Annotated in this window: 18 protein-coding genes; 15 read left to right on the forward strand and 3 right to left on the reverse strand. The window is 66.7% G+C overall.

Annotation, left to right across the window (positions count from 1 at the left end; genetic code table 11):
* The first annotated feature begins 29 nt into the window (after positions 1-29).
* The gene (gene pncA / locus BBA01S_RS00305) at positions 30-665 is read left to right on the forward strand and encodes a bifunctional nicotinamidase/pyrazinamidase (RefSeq protein ID WP_027814679.1); all 636 of its coding nucleotides are present in this window, start codon (positions 30-32) and stop codon (positions 663-665) included.
* Between the two features lie 100 nt (positions 666-765).
* Positions 766-1,944 (forward strand): acetyl-CoA C-acyltransferase, encoded by a 1,179-nt coding sequence (locus BBA01S_RS00310; protein WP_027814680.1) that lies wholly within the window; start codon positions 766-768, stop codon positions 1,942-1,944.
* A 14-nt stretch (positions 1,945-1,958) separates the two neighbouring features.
* Here BBA01S_RS00310 and BBA01S_RS39530 read toward each other — a convergent pair whose 3' ends face one another.
* Positions 1,959-2,342 (reverse strand): hypothetical protein, encoded by a 384-nt coding sequence (locus BBA01S_RS39530; protein WP_052391637.1) that lies wholly within the window; start codon positions 2,340-2,342, stop codon positions 1,959-1,961.
* A gap of 183 nt (positions 2,343-2,525) precedes the next feature.
* Between BBA01S_RS39530 and BBA01S_RS00320 the strand changes: the two genes are divergently transcribed.
* From BBA01S_RS00320 to BBA01S_RS00345, 6 genes are all read left to right on the forward strand, one after another.
* Entirely contained in the window at positions 2,526-3,992 is a 1,467-nt protein-coding gene (locus BBA01S_RS00320) for an aminotransferase-like domain-containing protein (protein WP_042295507.1), read from the forward strand.
* A 99-nt stretch (positions 3,993-4,091) separates the two neighbouring features.
* Entirely contained in the window at positions 4,092-4,394 is a 303-nt protein-coding gene (locus BBA01S_RS00325) for a Dabb family protein (RefSeq protein ID WP_027814682.1), read from the forward strand.
* A 20-nt stretch (positions 4,395-4,414) separates the two neighbouring features.
* A complete protein-coding gene (locus BBA01S_RS00330; RefSeq protein ID WP_027814683.1) occupies positions 4,415-4,897 on the forward strand; it encodes a PaaI family thioesterase in 483 nt (160 codons plus the stop codon).
* Between the two features lie 68 nt (positions 4,898-4,965).
* Entirely contained in the window at positions 4,966-5,964 is a 999-nt protein-coding gene (locus BBA01S_RS00335) for an NADP-dependent oxidoreductase (RefSeq protein WP_027814684.1), read from the forward strand.
* 109 nt (positions 5,965-6,073) lie between these two features.
* Positions 6,074-6,955 carry an SDR family oxidoreductase gene (locus BBA01S_RS00340; protein ID WP_027814685.1) on the forward strand — a complete coding sequence of 294 codons (882 nt, stop codon included), beginning with the start codon at positions 6,074-6,076 and terminating at the stop codon, positions 6,953-6,955.
* 30 nt (positions 6,956-6,985) lie between these two features.
* Positions 6,986-7,948, forward strand: a complete 963-nt coding sequence (locus BBA01S_RS00345) for an alpha/beta hydrolase (RefSeq protein ID WP_027814686.1) — start codon at positions 6,986-6,988, stop codon at positions 7,946-7,948.
* 1 nt (position 7,949) lies between these two features.
* Here BBA01S_RS00345 and BBA01S_RS00350 read toward each other — a convergent pair whose 3' ends face one another.
* Both BBA01S_RS00350 and ygfZ read right to left on the reverse strand, forming a co-directional pair.
* Positions 7,950-8,795 (reverse strand): NRDE family protein, encoded by an 846-nt coding sequence (locus tag BBA01S_RS00350; RefSeq protein ID WP_027814687.1) that lies wholly within the window; start codon positions 8,793-8,795, stop codon positions 7,950-7,952.
* A gap of 45 nt (positions 8,796-8,840) precedes the next feature.
* On the reverse strand, positions 8,841-9,857 hold the full coding sequence (gene ygfZ / locus BBA01S_RS00355) for a CAF17-like 4Fe-4S cluster assembly/insertion protein YgfZ (RefSeq protein WP_027814688.1): 1,017 nt from the start codon (positions 9,855-9,857) through the stop codon (positions 8,841-8,843).
* A gap of 77 nt (positions 9,858-9,934) precedes the next feature.
* Between ygfZ and mltG the strand changes: the two genes are divergently transcribed.
* The 7 genes from mltG to BBA01S_RS00390 all read left to right on the forward strand — a co-directional run bounded on the left by mltG (position 9,935) and on the right by BBA01S_RS00390 (position 16,490).
* Entirely contained in the window at positions 9,935-10,945 is a 1,011-nt protein-coding gene (gene mltG, locus BBA01S_RS00360) for an endolytic transglycosylase MltG (protein ID WP_027814689.1), read from the forward strand.
* Entirely contained in the window at positions 10,946-11,566 is a 621-nt protein-coding gene (tmk, locus tag BBA01S_RS00365) for a dTMP kinase (protein ID WP_027814690.1), read from the forward strand. It begins immediately after the preceding gene.
* A gap of 42 nt (positions 11,567-11,608) precedes the next feature.
* Positions 11,609-12,649, forward strand: a complete 1,041-nt coding sequence (locus BBA01S_RS00370) for a DNA polymerase III subunit delta' (protein ID WP_027814691.1) — start codon at positions 11,609-11,611, stop codon at positions 12,647-12,649.
* A 101-nt stretch (positions 12,650-12,750) separates the two neighbouring features.
* A complete protein-coding gene (locus tag BBA01S_RS00375) occupies positions 12,751-13,536 on the forward strand; it encodes a TatD family hydrolase (protein WP_027814692.1) in 786 nt (261 codons plus the stop codon).
* An 89-nt stretch (positions 13,537-13,625) separates the two neighbouring features.
* The gene (locus BBA01S_RS00380) at positions 13,626-14,339 is read left to right on the forward strand and encodes an ankyrin repeat domain-containing protein (protein WP_027814693.1); all 714 of its coding nucleotides are present in this window, start codon (positions 13,626-13,628) and stop codon (positions 14,337-14,339) included.
* 207 nt (positions 14,340-14,546) lie between these two features.
* On the forward strand, positions 14,547-14,909 hold the full coding sequence (locus BBA01S_RS00385; RefSeq protein WP_027814694.1) for a Rap1a/Tai family immunity protein: 363 nt from the start codon (positions 14,547-14,549) through the stop codon (positions 14,907-14,909).
* A gap of 279 nt (positions 14,910-15,188) precedes the next feature.
* Complete coding sequence (locus BBA01S_RS00390; RefSeq protein WP_027814695.1) at positions 15,189-16,490, forward strand: mechanosensitive ion channel family protein; 1,302 nt, start codon at positions 15,189-15,191, stop codon at positions 16,488-16,490.
* Positions 16,491-16,512: the final 22 nt, after the last annotated feature.

Below are 16,512 nucleotides of genomic sequence, written 5' to 3' on the forward strand. Positions count from 1 at the left end.
TTCGATCGAGTTAAATCCGGACGGACATCATGAGAAGCGCAGACGACGTGCTCCTGTTGATCGACCTGCAATACGACTTCATGCCGGGCGGGGCGCTGGCCGTCGCGCACGGCGACGAAGTCGTGCCGGTCGCCAACCGGCTCGCGCGGGGCTTCAGGCATGTGGTGCTCACGCAGGACTGGCACCCGGCGGAGCACGTGTCGTTTGCCGCCAGTCACGCTGGGCGCAAGCCTTTCGAGACCGTCGCGCTGCCCTACGGCGAGCAGGTGCTGTGGCCCACGCATTGCGTGCAGGACACGCACGGCGCGCAGCTGCATCGCGATCTCGACGTGCCGCATGCGCGTGCGCTGATCCGCAAGGGCCATCACGCCGACGTCGACAGCTACTCCGCGTTTCTCGAAGCCGATCGCACGACGCCCACGGGCCTCGCGGGCTATCTGCGCGAGACCGGCGCGAAGCGCGTCTATTGCTGCGGGCTCGCGACCGACTATTGCGTCGCGTGGTCTGCGCTCGATGCGCGGGCTGCCGGTTTCGAGACCGTGCTGATCGAAGACGCTTCGCGCGCCATCGACATGAACGGGTCGCTGGCCGCCGCGTGGGAACAGTTGGAGGCGGCGGGCGTGAAGCGCGCGCAGTCGGCCGACGTGCTCGCGGGCAGCGTCTGAAGCACAGCTCGAAAAGCGCTTTGATAAGCGGCTTGAAAAACGGCTTGATGACCGTCCAACGCCACCATTCGCAGCATCCATAATTTTGCTGGAGACACGCATGACTGACGCCGTAATCGTTTCGACCGCCCGTACGGGCCTTGCCAAATCGTGGAAGGGCGCCTTCAACATGACGCATGGCGCCACGCTGGGCGGCCATGTCACGCAGGCCGCCGTCGAGCGCGCGAAGATCGACCCCGCGCGCGTCGAGGACGTGATCATGGGCTGCGCGAACCCCGAAGGCGCGACGGGCGCCAACATCGCGCGCCAGATCGCACTGCGCGCGGGCCTGCCGGTGTCGGTGCCGGGCATGACCGTGAACCGTTTCTGTTCGTCTGGACTGCAGACTATTGCGCTGGCTGCGCAACGCGTGATCGCCGGTGAAGGCGACGTGTTCGTGGCAGGCGGCGTGGAGTCGATCTCGTGCGTGCAGAACGAGATGAACCGCCACATGATGGCCGAAGGCTGGCTCAACCAGCACAAGCCGGAAATCTACTGGAGCATGCTGCAAACGGCGGAAACCGTCGCGAAGCGCTACGAGATTTCGAAGGAGCGTCAGGACGAATACGGCGTGCAGTCGCAACTGCGCGCGGCGGCGGCGCAAGCGGCAGGTCTCTTCAACGCCGAAATCGTGCCGATGACGGTGCTCGCCGGTGTCGGCGACAAGGCAACTGGCCAGCTCATCACGAAGGAAGTCACGATCTCCGCCGACGAAGGCATTCGCGCCGATACGACGCTCGAAGGCGTGTCGAAGATTCGCACGGCGATGCCGGGCGGCGTGATCACGGCAGGCAACGCGAGCCAGTTCTCGGACGGCGCGAGCGCCTGCGTGGTGATGAACGCGAAGGTCGCGGAGCGCGAAGGCCTGCAGCCGCTGGGCATTTTCCGCGGCTTCGCGGTGGCGGGCTGCGAACCCGACGAAATGGGCATCGGCCCGGTCTACGCAGTGCCGAAGCTGCTCAAGCAAGCGGGCCTGAAGGTCGAGGACATCGACCTGTGGGAGCTGAACGAAGCGTTCGCCGTGCAGGTGCTGTACTGCCGCGACAAGCTGGGCATTCCCGCCGATCGCCTCAACGTGAACGGCGGTGCGATTGCGGTCGGCCATCCGTATGGTGTTTCGGGCGCGCGTCTCACGGGCCATGCGCTCATCGAAGGCAAGCGCCGCGGCGCGAAGCTCGTCGTCGTCACGATGTGCATCGGCGGCGGCCAGGGTGCAGCGGGCCTCTTCGAAGTCGTCTAAGGCCGTCTACGGCTTCAGGTGCGTAGCGGGCGGGCGCGCAGCCACGCGCCCGCCCGTGACAGGCGGTTTGCCAGCGCGGCCCACGCGGCGCGAGCGGGACGTGGCGGCGTTTGCAGCAGGAAGCGCGCCCCCGGCGTTTGCGCAGCGCTCAACGCGTAACAGCTGCGCTCGCGAGCGACGTACTGCTCGCCCTCGTGCAGATGCAGCGTCTGTTCGGGCGCAAGCTGGCCGAGCGACGCGAGCGCCGCATCGCGATACCTGATCAGCAGTTCGCCTTCCACCGCGACAATCGCCGCACCGCGGCGCAATTCGATCGTGTGGATCGCGCCACGCACGAGGGCGATGGCGCGGGTGTCGGCGGGCAGGGTGCCATTTTCGGAGCGTGACGAGTCGTGCATGGTCGATATCCGGTCGGTGAAGCGAAGTCAGGCACCCAGCTTAAAAGTGCGCGTTCGCCCGCAACAGCCGCAGCACGGCGTCAATCGTTGCGCTACAGCGCACGCGCGGCGCGCCCTGTACCGGTGCAATCCGCGTTTGCGTGTATCTGTCGCGCTCGCCCGCGCGTCTGGCATCATCGACCGATGAACGTCTCCGCCCAGTCCACGCAGCCTCTCTACCGGCAACTCGCCGGCCAATACCGGCGCAGTATCGAAACCGGCGTGCTGCGTGCCGGCGACCGCATGCCGTCGATGCGCGCCTTCATGCGCCAGCACGACGTGAGTCTCGCCACCGCCACCGAAAGCTACCGCGTGCTCGAACGCGAGGCGCTGATCGAAGCGCGCCCGCGCGAGGGCTATTTCGTGCGCGCCATTGCCAGCACGCTGCCCGGTGCGCGCGAGCCCGAACCCGATTGGCGAGAAACCCAGACGGAAGCGCAATTCGTCGGCATTCACGCGAATATTTCCGCGCTGGTCGCGCGCTGGCAGCAGGTGCCCGATGCGCTGAACCTGGGCGGCGTGACCGCCGCCGATGCGCTCTTTCCCGGTGAAGCGCTCCAGAAAATCGCCGTACGCACGCTGCGCCATCGGCCCGACCTGCTGACGTCGCCGGGCCACGAACGCGGCGATCCGCGCCTGCGCGCCGTGATCGCGCGCCGCGCGCTGGCCGCCGGTTTCACCGTCCATCCCGACGAAATCGTCATGACCCACGGCGGCACCGAGGCCGTCAATCTCGCGCTGCGGGCCGTGACCCAGCCGGGCGATACCGTCGCGGTCGAATCGCCGTGTTTCTACGGCTTGTTGCAGGTGCTCGAAAGTCTTGGCCTGCGCGCGCTGGAAATTCCGGCGAGCCCGACCACGGGGCTATCGGTGGAAGCGCTCGATTTCGCGCTGCGCCAGCACGCGGACGTCAAGGCGCTGGTGGTCGTGCCGCATCTGCAAAATCCGCTCGGCTGCGTGATGCCGGACGCGCACAAGCAGCGCATCGTCGAGTTGTGCGCGCAGGCGGGCGTCGCGGTGATCGAGGACGACCCGTATCGCGAACTCGTGGAAAGCGACACGCCGCCGCGCGCGCTCAAGTCGTGGGACACGCAGGGCGGCGTGATCCATTGCACGTCGTTCAACAAGACGCTCGCGCCCGGCATGCGCGTGGGCTGGATGGCGGGCGGGCGCTGGCATTCGCGCATCGCGATGCTCAAGTTCGCGCAATCGCGCCTGAACGAGCCGCTGTCGCAAGCCGTGCTCGCCGAGTTCTTGCAGAGCCAGGCGCACGAACGTCATCTGCGCAGACTGCGCGAGCGCCTTGCCTTGCAGCGCGCGCGCATGGCGCAAGGCATTAGCGCATCGTTTCCCGCAGGCACGCGCTTCACGCCGCCGGCCGGCGGCATGGCGTTCTGGATCGAACTGCCGCCAGGCGCCGGATCGATGGCGGTTTTCGAGGCGGCGCTGGCCGAAGGCATTCGCATCATGCCGGGCACGGTGTTCTCGAATTCAGGCCGTTTCGAGCGCTTTATCCGCGTTAGTTGTCCGGGGCCCGACCCGCAGAGCGCGGACGCCGCGCTCGCCCGCATCGGCGCGATTGCTCACCGATTAGCCGCGCAGGAGTGCTGAAAACGCGGTCTCGTGGCGCACGGCACGCGGTTATCATGACGGCAGTTTCGCGCCCGGACGGCGCGCTCTCCGTTCAAGACAGACAGAAAAGGTGATTACGTGATTCGTCATATCGTGATGTGGAAGCTCAAGGAATCGGCCGAAGGCGCAACGCGCGTCGAGAACATCGCGAAGTTCCGCACCTTGCTCGAAGGCTGCCGCGATCTGGTGCCGGGCACGCTGCATCTCGAAGTCGGCATCGCAGGCGAGGGGCTCGAATCGACTTACGACCTCGTGCTGGTGTCCGACTTCGCCGATAAGGCCGCGCTCGACGCCTACCAGGTTCACCCCGAGCACATGAAGGTGAAGGACTTCGCCAAGCGCGTCGTCGAAACGCGTCAGTGCGTCGACTACGTTGCGTGATTGAAGCGATGACCGTCGATATGAAACCCGACACCGCACAAGGCAACCAGCAACCCACGATCGAAAGCCCGTTCGTCGACGAACTGGGCGCGAAGCTCGTGAGCGCGCGCGACGGTGCAAGCGAAGTGCTCCTGCCGCTCGCGCCGCGCCACATGAACACGTGGCAGGTCGCGCACGGCGGCGTGACGATGACGCTTGCCGATATCGCGCTGGCGATGGCCGCGCGCAGCGTGGCCGCCGACGGCGTGGGCGTCGTCACCGTCGAAATGAAGGTGAATTTCATGCAGCCTGGCCGCGGCGAACTGCGCGCCTATGGACGCGTGCTGCACCGCTCGACCACGATGGCCTATTGCGAAGGCGAGATCCGCGATAGCGAAGGCCACTTCGTCGCCAAGGCGCTTGGCACTTTCAAGTACATGCGGCGTCTCGCCGTGGGCCGCGACGTGGTGCGCCAGCGCCTGCGCAGCGACCCGGACGCGACGCCCGGCCCCAGCGACGGCTGAGCCTGAGCGCTCGCCGTTTTCCCTACGCGCGGTGCAAGCCGCGCTTTCATGAAGTCAATCCGAACGCCATGACCCAGACCAATCGTCAGATCCTGCTCGCCTCGCGCCCTGAAGGCGTCGCCAGCGTCGATAACTTCCGTCTCGTCGACACGCCGCTCGCGCCGCTTGCGCAGGGTCAGGTGCGCGTGCGCAATCACTGGCTCTCGCTCGATCCGTATATGCGCGGGCGCATGAGCGACAGCAAGTCCTACGCGGCGCCGCAGGCGCTCGACACGGTGATGATCGGCGGGACGTCGGGCGAAGTCGTCGAATCGCTGAACCCGAAGTTCAAGGTCGGCGACAAGGTGGTCGGCATGGGCGGCTGGCAGGAATTCAGTCTCTCGGACGGCAGCGATATTCACGTCGTCGATACGACGCATGTGCCGCTTTCGGCGTATCTCGGCCCTGTGGGCATGCCGGGCGTGACGGCCTGGTACGGCCTGAACCGCATCATCGCGCCGAAGGCCGGGCAGACCGTGGTGGTGAGCGCCGCGAGCGGCGCGGTCGGCAGCGTGGTTGGCCAGCTCGCGAAACGCGCGGGCTGCCGTGCCGTGGGTATCGCAGGCGGCGCGGAAAAGTGCCGCTATGTGGTGGAAGAACTGGGCTTCGATGCCTGCGTCGACTACAAGGCCGGCAATCTCTACCAGGATCTCAAGAACGCGACGCCCGACGGCGTCGATGGCTACTTCGAGAACGTGGGCGGCGCGGTGCTCGACGCCACGCTTTCGCGCATGAATGCGTTCGGGCGCATCGCCTTGTGCGGCATGATCGCCGGTTATGACGGCGAGCCGGTGCCGCTCAAGTATCCGCAACTGCTGCTCACGCAGCGCCTGCTGGTGCAGGGCTTCATCGTCTCCGAGCATCTGGACGCGTGGCCGCAGGCGCTTTCGGAACTCGGCGGCCTGGTCGCGCAGAAAAAGCTCGTGTATCGCGAGAGCGTGGCAGAAGGCCTGGAGAACGCACCGAGCGCGTTCCTCGGCATGCTCAAGGGGCAGAACTTCGGCAAGCAGCTCGTCAAGCTGATCTGACGACACGTCTGGAAAGCAGGCCGGCGCGATGCGCTGGCCTGTTTCCTTGATGCATGTGCAGTACTAACGAATTCAGCAGAATCAACCCAGAATCCAACAGGAGACGCGTGTGTCCGATCCGTTCCAGTTCGAAGGCCGCGTGGCCGTGATCACCGGCGCCGCCAGCGGCTTTGGCCGCGCGTTCGCGCAGCAGGCCGCCGCGCTCGGCATGAAACTCGTGCTCGCCGATGTCGATGCCGATGCGCTCGAAGGCGTGGTCGCCGCGATGCGCGATCAGGGCGCACAGGCGATTGGCGTGCGCACCGATGTGCGCGACCCGGCCCAGGTGGATGCGCTCGCGAAGGCGACGCTCGACACCTATGGCAAGGTGCATCTGCTCTTCAACAACGCGGGCGTGGGCACCGGCGGCTTCGTGTGGGAAAGCAGCGCGAAGGACTGGGACTGGGTGTTCGGCGTCAACGTGATGGGCGTCGCCAACGGCGTGCGCAGCTTCACGCCCGCGATGCTCGCGCAGGGCGAGCGGGCGCATATCGTGAATACGGCGTCGGTGGCAGGGCTGCTTTCGCCGTCCACGATGGCGGTCTATAACGCCTCGAAGCACGCGGTCGTGGCGCTCACCGAGACGCTCTATCACGACCTGCGCAATGTAGGCGGCCAGGTGAGCTGCTCGCTGCTGTGCCCGGCGTTCGTGCCGACCGGCATCGCCAACGCCGAGCGCAGCCGTCCCGACGACCTGCGCAACGATGCGCCGCCCACGCGCTCGCAGCAGGCTGCCGATCTGCAATTGCAGCGGGCGGTGCGCTCGGGCCGCCTCACGCCCGACGACGTAGCGAAGGCCACCTTCGACGCTGTGCGCGATGGGCGCTTTTATATCCTCACGCATCCGGGCATACTCGCGTCGGTCAAGCTGCGTCACGAGGACATCGAGACGCTGCGCAATCCCACCGATCCGCTCTCGCTCAAGCCCGAAGTCAAGGAGGCGCGCGCGTAGCAGCGGCCAGCCCGGAAGCCCTGTACGCCCATGCCGCTCAACGCGAAGATCGCTCTCGTACTCGACCTGGTGGCCCGCGCGGGCCGCAAGCCGTATCACGAACTGACGCCGCAGGCGGCGCGCGCATCGTATGAAAAGAGCGCATCGGTGCTGGAGATTCCGGCCGTGCCGATGCACTCGGTCGAAGATCTCGACGTGCCGATGCGCGACGGCGTGGCGATCCGCGCGCGGCTGTACCTGCCGGTGGAGCCGCAGTGGACTGAGCCGCTGCCCGCGCTGGTCTATTTCCATGGCGGCGGTTTCACGGTCGGCAGTGTCAATACCCACGACGCGCTGTGCCGCACGTTCGCGCACGAGGCGGGCTGCGCGGTGTTCTCGGTCGATTACCGGCTCGCGCCCGAGCACAAGTTCCCGACCGCCGTGGAGGACGCCTTCGACGCTTATGCGTGGCTGCACCAGCACGCGGCGCAATTCGCGATCGATCCGGCGCGCCTCGCGGTAGGCGGTGACAGTGCGGGCGGCACGCTCGCCACGGTGTGCGCCGTGCTCGCGCGCGATGCGGGCATCGCGCCCGTGCTGCAAATGTTGATCTATCCCGGCACGGGCAGCCATCAGCAGACGGAATCGCACCGGCGTTTCGCCGAGGGCTATCTGCTCGATGCGCCCACCGTCCAATGGTTCTTCAATCATTACGTGCGCGATGTGTCCGATCGCGACGACTGGCGCTTTTCGCCGCTCGAAGGCACGCGCGGCGCGCCCGATTTTCATGGTGTCGCGCCCGCGTGGATTGCGGTGGCGGAGTTCGATCCGCTCATCGACGAAGGCGTGGCGTACGCGGAGAAACTGCGCGCGGCGGGCAACGCCGTCACGCTCGTGCGCTATGAAGGGATGATCCACGAGTTCTTCAAGCTGGGCGCTTTCGTGGAGGACGCGGGACGCGCACACAGGCAGGCCGCGCAGGCGTTGCGTGAGGCGTTCGACGCCGCGCGGTAATTCAGGCTTGTTCGACAGTCCCGACCGTTGCGCTCACCGTGTAGCGCTCGCGGCGCTCGAAGCCGCCCGGTCGCTTGATGCGGTGCGAGCCGTCGTCGTCGCTGCGCTCGCAGGTTTCCACATCCAGTTGCTCGCCATTCAGGCGCACGCGTAGTGCGGTGGTGCCGCGCGTGCCGTAGTCGGGCGTATCGATAAAAGCCGCCGACAACGCGCGTTCGCGCTCCAGCGGAATGCCGGTGGCCGGCAGTTGCGCATCGGGCGCGACGCGCGGGTCGCGCATGATGTCGATAAGCGTATCGAGCGGCACGTCCGGGCCGTTCGCCACTTGCTGCGCGAGCTCGGCGCGCTTGTGCACGAGCTTCGGCCAGGGCGTGTCGAGCACCGCGTTCGAAATGCCGTGCGTGCCGTCGGGCAGCAGGGCGGGTGCGCGGTCGGCGCGGTTGCAGTACCACGCGAGCTCGCGCCGCGTCCAGTCGCCGACGATCAGATTGAAACCGTTATACAGATCGCCTTCGCGCGCCACCTCGGCGAGATAGTCGAGCGGCGTGTCAGGCAGATCGGGGGCGCCCGTAAGCCAGCGCGAGACCAGCGTGCCGCGCGTGGGCGCGTCGGGGCGCATCTCGTGCGGCGCGCGGTAGTTCGTGAGCGCCGCGAAGCGCCCGCCGCGCGTCATGCCCAGCCAGGTGCCGCCGCCGACCAGGTCGCGGCCCGCCAGCACGTCGGGCGCGTCGTCCCACCATTGCAGCGGCGCGGCCGTGCGGCGCAGGAATTCGTCGCGGTTGGCCGCGAGCGTGAAGAGCGCGCCGTCGCTCGCGCGCGGCCGCCAGTCGAATACGATCAGGCACATGGCGCGCGGTCTCCTTCGTGCGCAGCGACGGCGGGCGTCAAGGCGTCAGACTTCGGTGGGCAGAGCGTACGGCAGTGGCAGAACGCGCAGCGCGGGGCCATCGGCGGCGCCCAGATGCACGCTGCCCGATTCGAGCGCGGCGAGCTTGATTTCGGCGAGCAGGTCGACGCCGCCATCGGGCGCTGCCGCCGCGTTCACGATCATGCCGCAGGGCTGGCCCGGGTCGTCGGAGTGGAACAGTTCCACGCCCGCATGCGCCGCGTCGAGGCCGGCCGCGACGCTCGCCAGCGCCGTGCGGCGCTTGATCGTGCCGCGATACTGGCTGCGTGCGACGATCTCCTGGCCCGGATAGCAGCCTTTCTTGAAGTTCACGCCGCCGAGCACGTCGTAATTGACCATCTGCGGCACGAACTGCTCGCTCACCGGCTGGGTGATGCGCGGCTCGCCGGCACGGATGTCGAGCCAGTCCCACACGGCGGGCGACACGGCCTTGAGTTCGCCATCGAGCGTGGCGAGCTTCGCCTCGACCGCTTCCTTCGGCCCGACCCACAGGTAGCGCAGGCGTCCGGCCGCGTCCGGCACGCGGATCAGCGAGCCGGCGGGATCGTCCACCTTGACGTGCACGCCGTCGGGCAGCGCGTCGAACACGCGGGCGAGCGCGCCGCGCACTTCACCGGCAAAACCGACCACAAGCAGCTTGTCGGTGTCGTCGGTGAGCTTTGCCTTGGCGCGCAGCACGAACATCGACAGGCGCTTCTGCACGGGCGCCTGCACGTCCTTCGAAATCAGCAGGCGGATCGCTTCGCCGGTCTTCCAGGTGAGGAAGGAGGCGAGCAGACGGCCCTTGGCCGAGCAGTAGCCCGCAAGGCGCGCACCGGCGACGTCGAGATGCTGCACGTCGTTGGTGAGCTGGCCGTGCAGGAAGCTGGCTGCGTCGTCGCCGTTGGCGTCGATCACGCCGAACTGCGGCAGGATCGCGTAGCCGCCGCCGTGGAGGACGGCGTCGAAATCGGCCGCGGTGGGGGTGTCGGGGGTCGGTTGTGCTGCGAGCGGTGCGTTCATGGATTCGAGGAACAGTCAATCCTGACTTTAGCGAGGTCGAGCGGTTATTATATGGAGTTCCCCAGAGTCATGTTTCCATGTCCCTCCTGAAGAAATGCCTTGCAGCGGGCGCCGCGCTCGTCGTGCTGGGCGCAGCCGCCGCGGGCGGCGTCGCTTATTGGGCCACAAGACCCATCTCGCTTGCCGTTGCGCAGCTCGACGTCACGATCAAGCCGCATAGCTCGGTGCGCAGCGTCACCACGCAGTTGCGGCGCGGCGGCGTGCCGGTTCAGCCCCAGCTGTTCGTGCTGATGACGCGCGTGCTCGGCCTGCAAAGTCAGCTCAAGTCGGGCAACTACGAGTTCAAGGCCGGCATTACGCCCTATGAAGTGCTGCAAAAGATGGCGCTCGGCGACGTCAACGAATACGTCGCGACCATCATCGAAGGCTGGACGTTCAAGCACATGCGCCAGGAACTCGACGCCAATCCGGCGCTGAGCCACGACTCAGCCTCCATGACGGACGCGCAACTGCTCGCCGCCATCGGCGCGCCGCCAGCGCCGCAAGGCAGCGGCGAGGGCCTGTTCTTCCCGGATACCTACCTGTTCGACAAGGGCTCGAGCGATCTGGACGTCTATCGCCGCGCCTACAAGCTGATGCAGACGCACCTGAACGAGGTGTGGGCCGCGCGCGCGCCGGGCCTGCCGCTGAAGTCGCCTTACGAGGCGCTCACGCTGGCGTCGCTGGTCGAAAAGGAAACCGGCAAGGCGGGCGACCGCGCCCAGGTGGCGGCCGTGTTCACGAACCGGCTCAAGGTGGGCATGCCGTTGCAGACCGATCCGTCGGTGATCTACGGGATGGGGGAAAGCTACCTGGGGCATCTGCACAAGCGCGATCTCCAGGTCGACACTCTTTACAATACGTACCTGCGCCTCGGGCTGCCGCCGACTCCAATCGCGCTGCCCGGCGTCGCCTCGTTGCAGGCGGCGCTCAATCCGGCCGCGACCGCCGCACTGTATTTCGTGGCGCGCGGCGACGGCAGCAGCGTTTTTTCTGACAATCTCGTCGACCATAACAAGGCCGTCGATAAGTACATCCGGGGTAACTAAATGGCGCGGGGCCGATTCATCACGTTCGAGGGCATCGACGGCGCGGGCAAGACTACGCATCTGGCGTGGTTTCGCGAGCAGCTCGAACAGAAGCTCGCCGCCGCCGGACGCACGGTGGTCATGACGCGCGAACCGGGCGGCACGCCGATGGGCGAGAAGCTGCGCGAGATCCTGCTCAACGAGCCGATGGATCTCGAAACCGAGGCGCTGCTGATGTTCGCGGCGCGGCGCGAACATCTCGCGCGCGTGATCGAGCCGGCGCTCGCACGCGGCGACTGGGTGCTGTCCGACCGCTTCACCGACGCCACCTTCGCCTATCAGGGCGGCGGACGCGGCCTGCCGCGCGACAAGCTCGAAACGCTCGAACGCTGGGTGCAGGGCGGCTTCCAGCCCGACCTGACCGTGCTGTTCGACATCGACCCCGATACCGCAAGCGAGCGCCGCGGCGCTGCGCGCGCGCCGGATCGCTTCGAGAGCGAAACCGATGCGTTCTTCACGCGTACGCGCACCGAATACCTGCGCCGCGCCGAGGAAGCACCGTACCGCTTCGCGATCGTCGATTCATCGCAGAGCATCGAAGAGATTCGCCGCAAGCTCGAACAAGTGATCGCGGCTTTCTGAAGCATGCACGCGCTATCTCGCCTCTAACTGGCTGATTTCACAATGATCTATCCCTGGCAAACCGGTGATTGGGAGCGCTTGCAGCAACTGCGCAGTCACTGGCCGCACGCGTTGCTGCTGCATGGGCAGGCCGGCATCGGCAAGCTCCAGTTCGCCCAGCACCTGGCGAAGGGGCTGCTGTGCGAGTCGCCGCAAGCCGACGGCCAGCCCTGTGGCACCTGCCCGGCGTGCACGTGGTTCGCGCAGGGCAATCACCCCGACTACCGCGTGGTGGTGCCCGAAGCGCTGGCGAGCCTCGTCGGCCCCTCGGGCGACGACAAGGACGACGCCAAAGCCGATAAGGCCGACGGCGACGAAGGCAAGAAGACCCGCACGCCCAGCAAGGAAATCCGCATCGAACAGGTGCGTGCACTGCTCGATTTCACGAGCGTGGGGTCGCATCGCGGCGGGCTGCGCGTGGTCGTGCTGTATCCGGCCGAGGCGCTCAACGTCGCGGCCGCCAACGCGCTCCTGAAGACGCTGGAAGAGCCGCCTTCGAGCGTGGTGTTCCTGCTGGTCTCCGCACGTATCGACCGGCTGCTGCCGACCATCATCAGCCGCTGCCGCCAGTGGCCGATGGGCACGCCTTCGCCGCAGCAGGCGCAAGCCTGGCTCGCGCAGCAGGGCGTCGCCGATCCGGCGGGGCTGCTGGCCGAAGCGGGCGGCGCGCCGCTTGCGGCACTGGCGCTCGCAAGCGACGAAAACCGCACGCTGCGCGACTGGGCGCTGACCCAGCTTGCCGCCGGGCCGAACTGCGACGCCTTCGCCTGTGGCGAGACGCTGCAAAAGCTGCCGGTGCCGCTCGTGCTCGGCTGGTTGCAGCGCTGGGCCTACGATCTGCTGGCGCAAAGCACGGCGGGCCGGCCGCGTTACTACCCGCAGGCGGCGGAAGCGCTGGCGCGCTGCGCTGGCAAGGTCGACGCCCCGGCGCTCGCGCGCTATCTGAAGACCGTGACGCGCCAGCGCGCCGTCGAGAACCACCCGCTGAATGCGCGACTCGTGTTCGAGGAGCTCTTTCTCGGCTATCGTGAAATGTTCGCCTGAGCCTGGCTTCAGGCGGCCTCAGGCGACTTTCGGCGCTTTCCGGCGCTTCAGGTTTCAATCGCGCTGTTTCCGTTTTCCCGTTTTTACTTCGCAGGACGCCCATGTTTGTCGATTCGCATTGCCACATCAATTTCGAGGGCCTCGCCGACCGTCTGCCCCAGGTGCTCGAAAACATGCGTGCGCAGGACGTCACGCACGCGCTGTGCGTCTCGGTCGATCTGGAGACGCTGCCGTCGGTGCTCGACATCGCGAGCCGCTTTGAGAACGTCTACGCGTCGGTGGGCGTGCATCCCGATCACGAGGACGTGCAGGAGCCTTCCGTCGCCGATCTCGTGGAACTGGCGAAGCATCCGAAAGTCGTGGCGATCGGCGAAACGGGGCTCGATTACTACCGCCTGGGCGAGCGCACGATCGACGACATGGAGTGGCAGCGCGAGCGTTTTCGCAATCACATTCGTGCCGCGCACGCCACGGGCAAGCCGCTCATCATCCACACGCGCGCCTCGTCGGAAGACACGCTGCGCATCATGGAAGAGGAGCGCGCCGGCGAACCCGGCGGCGTGATGCACTGCTTCACCGAACCGTGGGCGATCGCCGAGCGTGCCATCGCGCAGAATTTTTACATTTCGCTGTCGGGTATCGTCACGTTCAAGAGCGCGACCGAGGTGCAGGAGGTCGCGCGCCGCGTGCCGATCGAGCGCCTGCTGATCGAAACGGACTCGCCATACCTTGCGCCAGTGCCATTTCGGGGCAAACCGAATGAACCTGCGTACGTGAGCCATGTCGGAAGATTCATTGCCCAGCAACGCGGATTGCCGGACGCCGAACTCGGCGCTGCCACCACGCAGAACTTTTTCCGGCTGTTCAAGATTCCGGTTCCGGCCTGACGCTTTGGCGTCATCACGCCGCATAGCCGTCCGCACGCTGGCAGATCCGCTTGTTATCAATCAGATATCGAATAACGTTAAGGCCTGACATGAACCTGAATTCGCTTACGTCCTCCGTCCACGCCACCCGCGCGTCGCGCTCCGCCGGCCTGCGCAGCGTCGCCGCCGCGCTCGCCATCGGCCTGGGCGCCGCCTTCTTCGCGAGCGCACCGGCCTATGCCGCGCCGATCGACTCGCTCGTGAAGGGCGTGAAGTTCGACGACGACAAGGGCGTCGCCAAGGACATCGCGAACGGCATGGATCCCAACGCCACCGACGACCAGGGCATGCCGCTGCTTGTGCTGGCCGCGCGCGAGAAGTCGGACAAGGTCGCCGCGCTCCTGCTCGACAACCCGAACACCAAGATCGACGCCGAAGACAAAGCCGGCGAAAACGCACTGATGCTGGCCTCGCTCAACGGCGACGTCGATCTCGTCAAGCTGCTCATTGCCAAGGGCGCGAACGTGAACAAGCAGGGCTGGACGCCGCTGCACTACGCGGCCGCGAACGGCAACGACGATGTGGCGAAGCTGCTGATCGGCTATTCGGCGGACGTCAACGCGCCGTCGCCCAACGGCACGACGCCGCTGATGATGGCCGCACGCGGCGATCACATGAGCACGGCGAAGCTGCTGCTCGATCACGGCGCGAACCTGCAGACCAAGAACCAGATCGGCATGAACGCGCTCGATTTCGCCAAGCAGTACAAGGCGCCGGATGCGATCAAGGATCTGTCGGCGCGCATGGGCCAGACTGCGCAGTAAGGACTCAATCAGCGTTTCGGGCGGGCGCGGCTTCAGGCCCGCCGCCCGCATATGAAAGGACGCCGCAAGCGGCCAGCCGCACGGCAGTCCACAAAAACAGTGCACAATAGCGGAATTGCCCATCGCTGCCGACGCCTCCACCGGCTCGCGCCAGTGACCGGCACGCGGCGCGGGGGCGCCGCCCCACACGACGAATCAAGGAGAACCATGCTGCGGGCTCTGTTCTGCGCCGGCGCGCTCATGTTGCCGCTCTCGGCTTTCGCATTCACCGCCAGCGACCTCAACCGCCTTTGCTCGAAGACCGATGTAGCCTCGCGTAGCGCCTGTGCGGCCTACATAGAAGGGGCCGCCGACGGCATCTTCAACACCATCGACGCGATCGGCGGCACGACCGGCCCGCGGGTTGGACAGTACTTCTGCCTGCCGGCGGACGCCCGTTCGGCGCAGTTGACCGACGCGGTGCGCAAGTACATCGCCGACAATCCCAATGTGGCGGGCTACAACGCCAGCACGGCGATTTCGCTGGGACTGGGCAAGGCGTTTCCCTGCAAGACGGGTAGCGGTAGCTGAAACCATTTATCACGGGCTCGATTGGTGCTTCCCATTGCGGCCCTGAACATGCTTGAACCTGCTTGACTCTCCTGCCGGCTGCGCGCACGCGCGCGCAGCCGCGTCTCAATGCCGTTGAACCTACGGCGAATTCCTCAGTCGATTGACGAGCAGGGCGATTAAGCCTCTGCTGCATTCTTTAGCGTTTTTTTACGCGCATTCGCGTAGCGTTGCTTCGCTGCGTCCGCTCCCTGCCGCATTCCACCCGATGTCTACCCCTTCCGGAGGAACTGGCTGCCGATGCCCAATCTCGACTCGATTACCGATTTCGCCGCACGTCTGGCCGACGCGCCCTTGCAGAACTGGCTCGGCACGCTGATCGTCAGCGCGCTGGCGCTGGCCTTCGCGATTTCGCTTCACTGGCTCGGCGCGCGCGTCGTACGGCGCATTGCCCGGCCGTATCCGCGCGTGAGCGTGTTTGTACGCTATGTGCATCAGCCCGCGCGCGCGGTGCTCGGCGTGGTCGCGCTGGAGTTTGTCTGGTGGCAGGCGCCCGACACGCTGCGCTTCGTCTCGACCCTGCGCGAGCTGTGCGCGTTTGCGCTGGTCGGCGCGATCACGTGGCTGTCGGTGCGTTGTGCGGCGGCCATCGGCGAGGCCATCGTGGCCGCGCATCCGCTCGATATCGCCGATAACCTGCACGCGCGGCGCATCCACACCCAGGCGCGCGTGCTCGCACGCACGGTGATGGTCGTCATCGTCATCTTCGGCGTGGGCGCGGCGCTGATGACCTTCCCGAACGTCCGGCAGATCGGCGCGAGCCTGCTGGCGTCGGCGGGCGTGGCGGGGCTGGTCGCCGGTATCGCGGCACGCCCCGTGCTAGGTAATCTGATCGCGGGTTTGCAGATCGCGATTTCGCAGCCGATCCGGCTCGACGACGTGGTCGTGATCCAGGGCGAGTGGGGGCGTATCGAGGAAATTACCGGCACGTATGTGTCGGTGCGCATCTGGGACCAGCGCCGCCTGATCGTGCCGTTGCAGTGGTTTATCGAGAATCCGTTCACGAACTGGACGCGCAGCAGTTCGCAGATCATCGGTTCGGTGTTTCTGTGGCTCGATTACCGCATGCCGCTCGCGCCGCTGCGCGAGGAGCTGGCGCGTATCGTCGAACATGCGCCCGAGTGGGACAGGCGCGTGCAGGTGCTGCAGGTGACCGACGCCAACGAGCGTGCCATGCAGTTGCGTGTGCTGGTGAGTTCGCAGGATTCCGGGTTGAACTGGGACTTGCGTTGCCGAGTGCGCGAAGGGCTGCTCGATTTCGTCAACGCTCGCTATCCCGGTTACCTGCCGAAGGCGCGCGCCGAGGTCGCGGCGCAGATCGACGGCGGCGCGTTCGAGCCGTCGGGCGAAACGGTGCAGACCGGCCACGCCGGAGCGCGCCCGATGCCGCCGTGGCGTCCACCCGCGGAGCCCGCGTCGAGTACAGCCGCGCATACGGAAGCCGATCCGGTAGCGGGCAGCAGCCTGCGCGTGGGGCAGGAGCCTGACAGCGAAACGCGCGAAGCGCGCGAGACGGTGGAGGACGAACAGGCGGCGCGCTGATTACGCAATGTGCCCGCCAGAA

It is taken from the genome of Paraburkholderia bannensis NBRC 103871 (assembly GCF_000685015.1).
GTDB lineage: Bacteria > Pseudomonadota > Gammaproteobacteria > Burkholderiales > Burkholderiaceae > Paraburkholderia > Paraburkholderia bannensis.

What these genes read in the sequence shown, in the direction of transcription:
- tmk (WP_027814690.1), top strand. Translation starts at nt 10,946, where the DNA reads ATGGCGCGGGGCCGATTCATCACGTTCGAGGGCATCGACGGCGCGGGC.
- mltG (WP_027814689.1), top strand. Translation starts at nt 9,935, where the DNA reads ATGTCCCTCCTGAAGAAATGCCTTGCAGCGGGCGCCGCGCTCGTCGTG.
- BBA01S_RS00310 (WP_027814680.1), top strand. Translation starts at nt 766, where the DNA reads ATGACTGACGCCGTAATCGTTTCGACCGCCCGTACGGGCCTTGCCAAA.
- ygfZ (WP_027814688.1), bottom strand. Translation starts at nt 9,857, where the DNA reads ATGAACGCACCGCTCGCAGCACAACCGACCCCCGACACCCCCACCGCG.
- BBA01S_RS39530 (WP_052391637.1), bottom strand. Translation starts at nt 2,342, where the DNA reads ATGCACGACTCGTCACGCTCCGAAAATGGCACCCTGCCCGCCGACACC.
- BBA01S_RS00330 (WP_027814683.1), top strand. Translation starts at nt 4,415, where the DNA reads ATGAAACCCGACACCGCACAAGGCAACCAGCAACCCACGATCGAAAGC.
- BBA01S_RS00390 (WP_027814695.1), top strand. Translation starts at nt 15,189, where the DNA reads ATGCCCAATCTCGACTCGATTACCGATTTCGCCGCACGTCTGGCCGAC.
- BBA01S_RS00350 (WP_027814687.1), bottom strand. Translation starts at nt 8,795, where the DNA reads ATGTGCCTGATCGTATTCGACTGGCGGCCGCGCGCGAGCGACGGCGCG.
- BBA01S_RS00335 (WP_027814684.1), top strand. Translation starts at nt 4,966, where the DNA reads ATGACCCAGACCAATCGTCAGATCCTGCTCGCCTCGCGCCCTGAAGGC.
- BBA01S_RS00345 (WP_027814686.1), top strand. Translation starts at nt 6,986, where the DNA reads ATGCCGCTCAACGCGAAGATCGCTCTCGTACTCGACCTGGTGGCCCGC.
- pncA (WP_027814679.1), top strand. Translation starts at nt 30, where the DNA reads ATGAGAAGCGCAGACGACGTGCTCCTGTTGATCGACCTGCAATACGAC.
- BBA01S_RS00380 (WP_027814693.1), top strand. Translation starts at nt 13,626, where the DNA reads ATGAACCTGAATTCGCTTACGTCCTCCGTCCACGCCACCCGCGCGTCG.
- BBA01S_RS00385 (WP_027814694.1), top strand. Translation starts at nt 14,547, where the DNA reads ATGCTGCGGGCTCTGTTCTGCGCCGGCGCGCTCATGTTGCCGCTCTCG.
- BBA01S_RS00375 (WP_027814692.1), top strand. Translation starts at nt 12,751, where the DNA reads ATGTTTGTCGATTCGCATTGCCACATCAATTTCGAGGGCCTCGCCGAC.
- BBA01S_RS00320 (WP_042295507.1), top strand. Translation starts at nt 2,526, where the DNA reads ATGAACGTCTCCGCCCAGTCCACGCAGCCTCTCTACCGGCAACTCGCC.
- BBA01S_RS00370 (WP_027814691.1), top strand. Translation starts at nt 11,609, where the DNA reads ATGATCTATCCCTGGCAAACCGGTGATTGGGAGCGCTTGCAGCAACTG.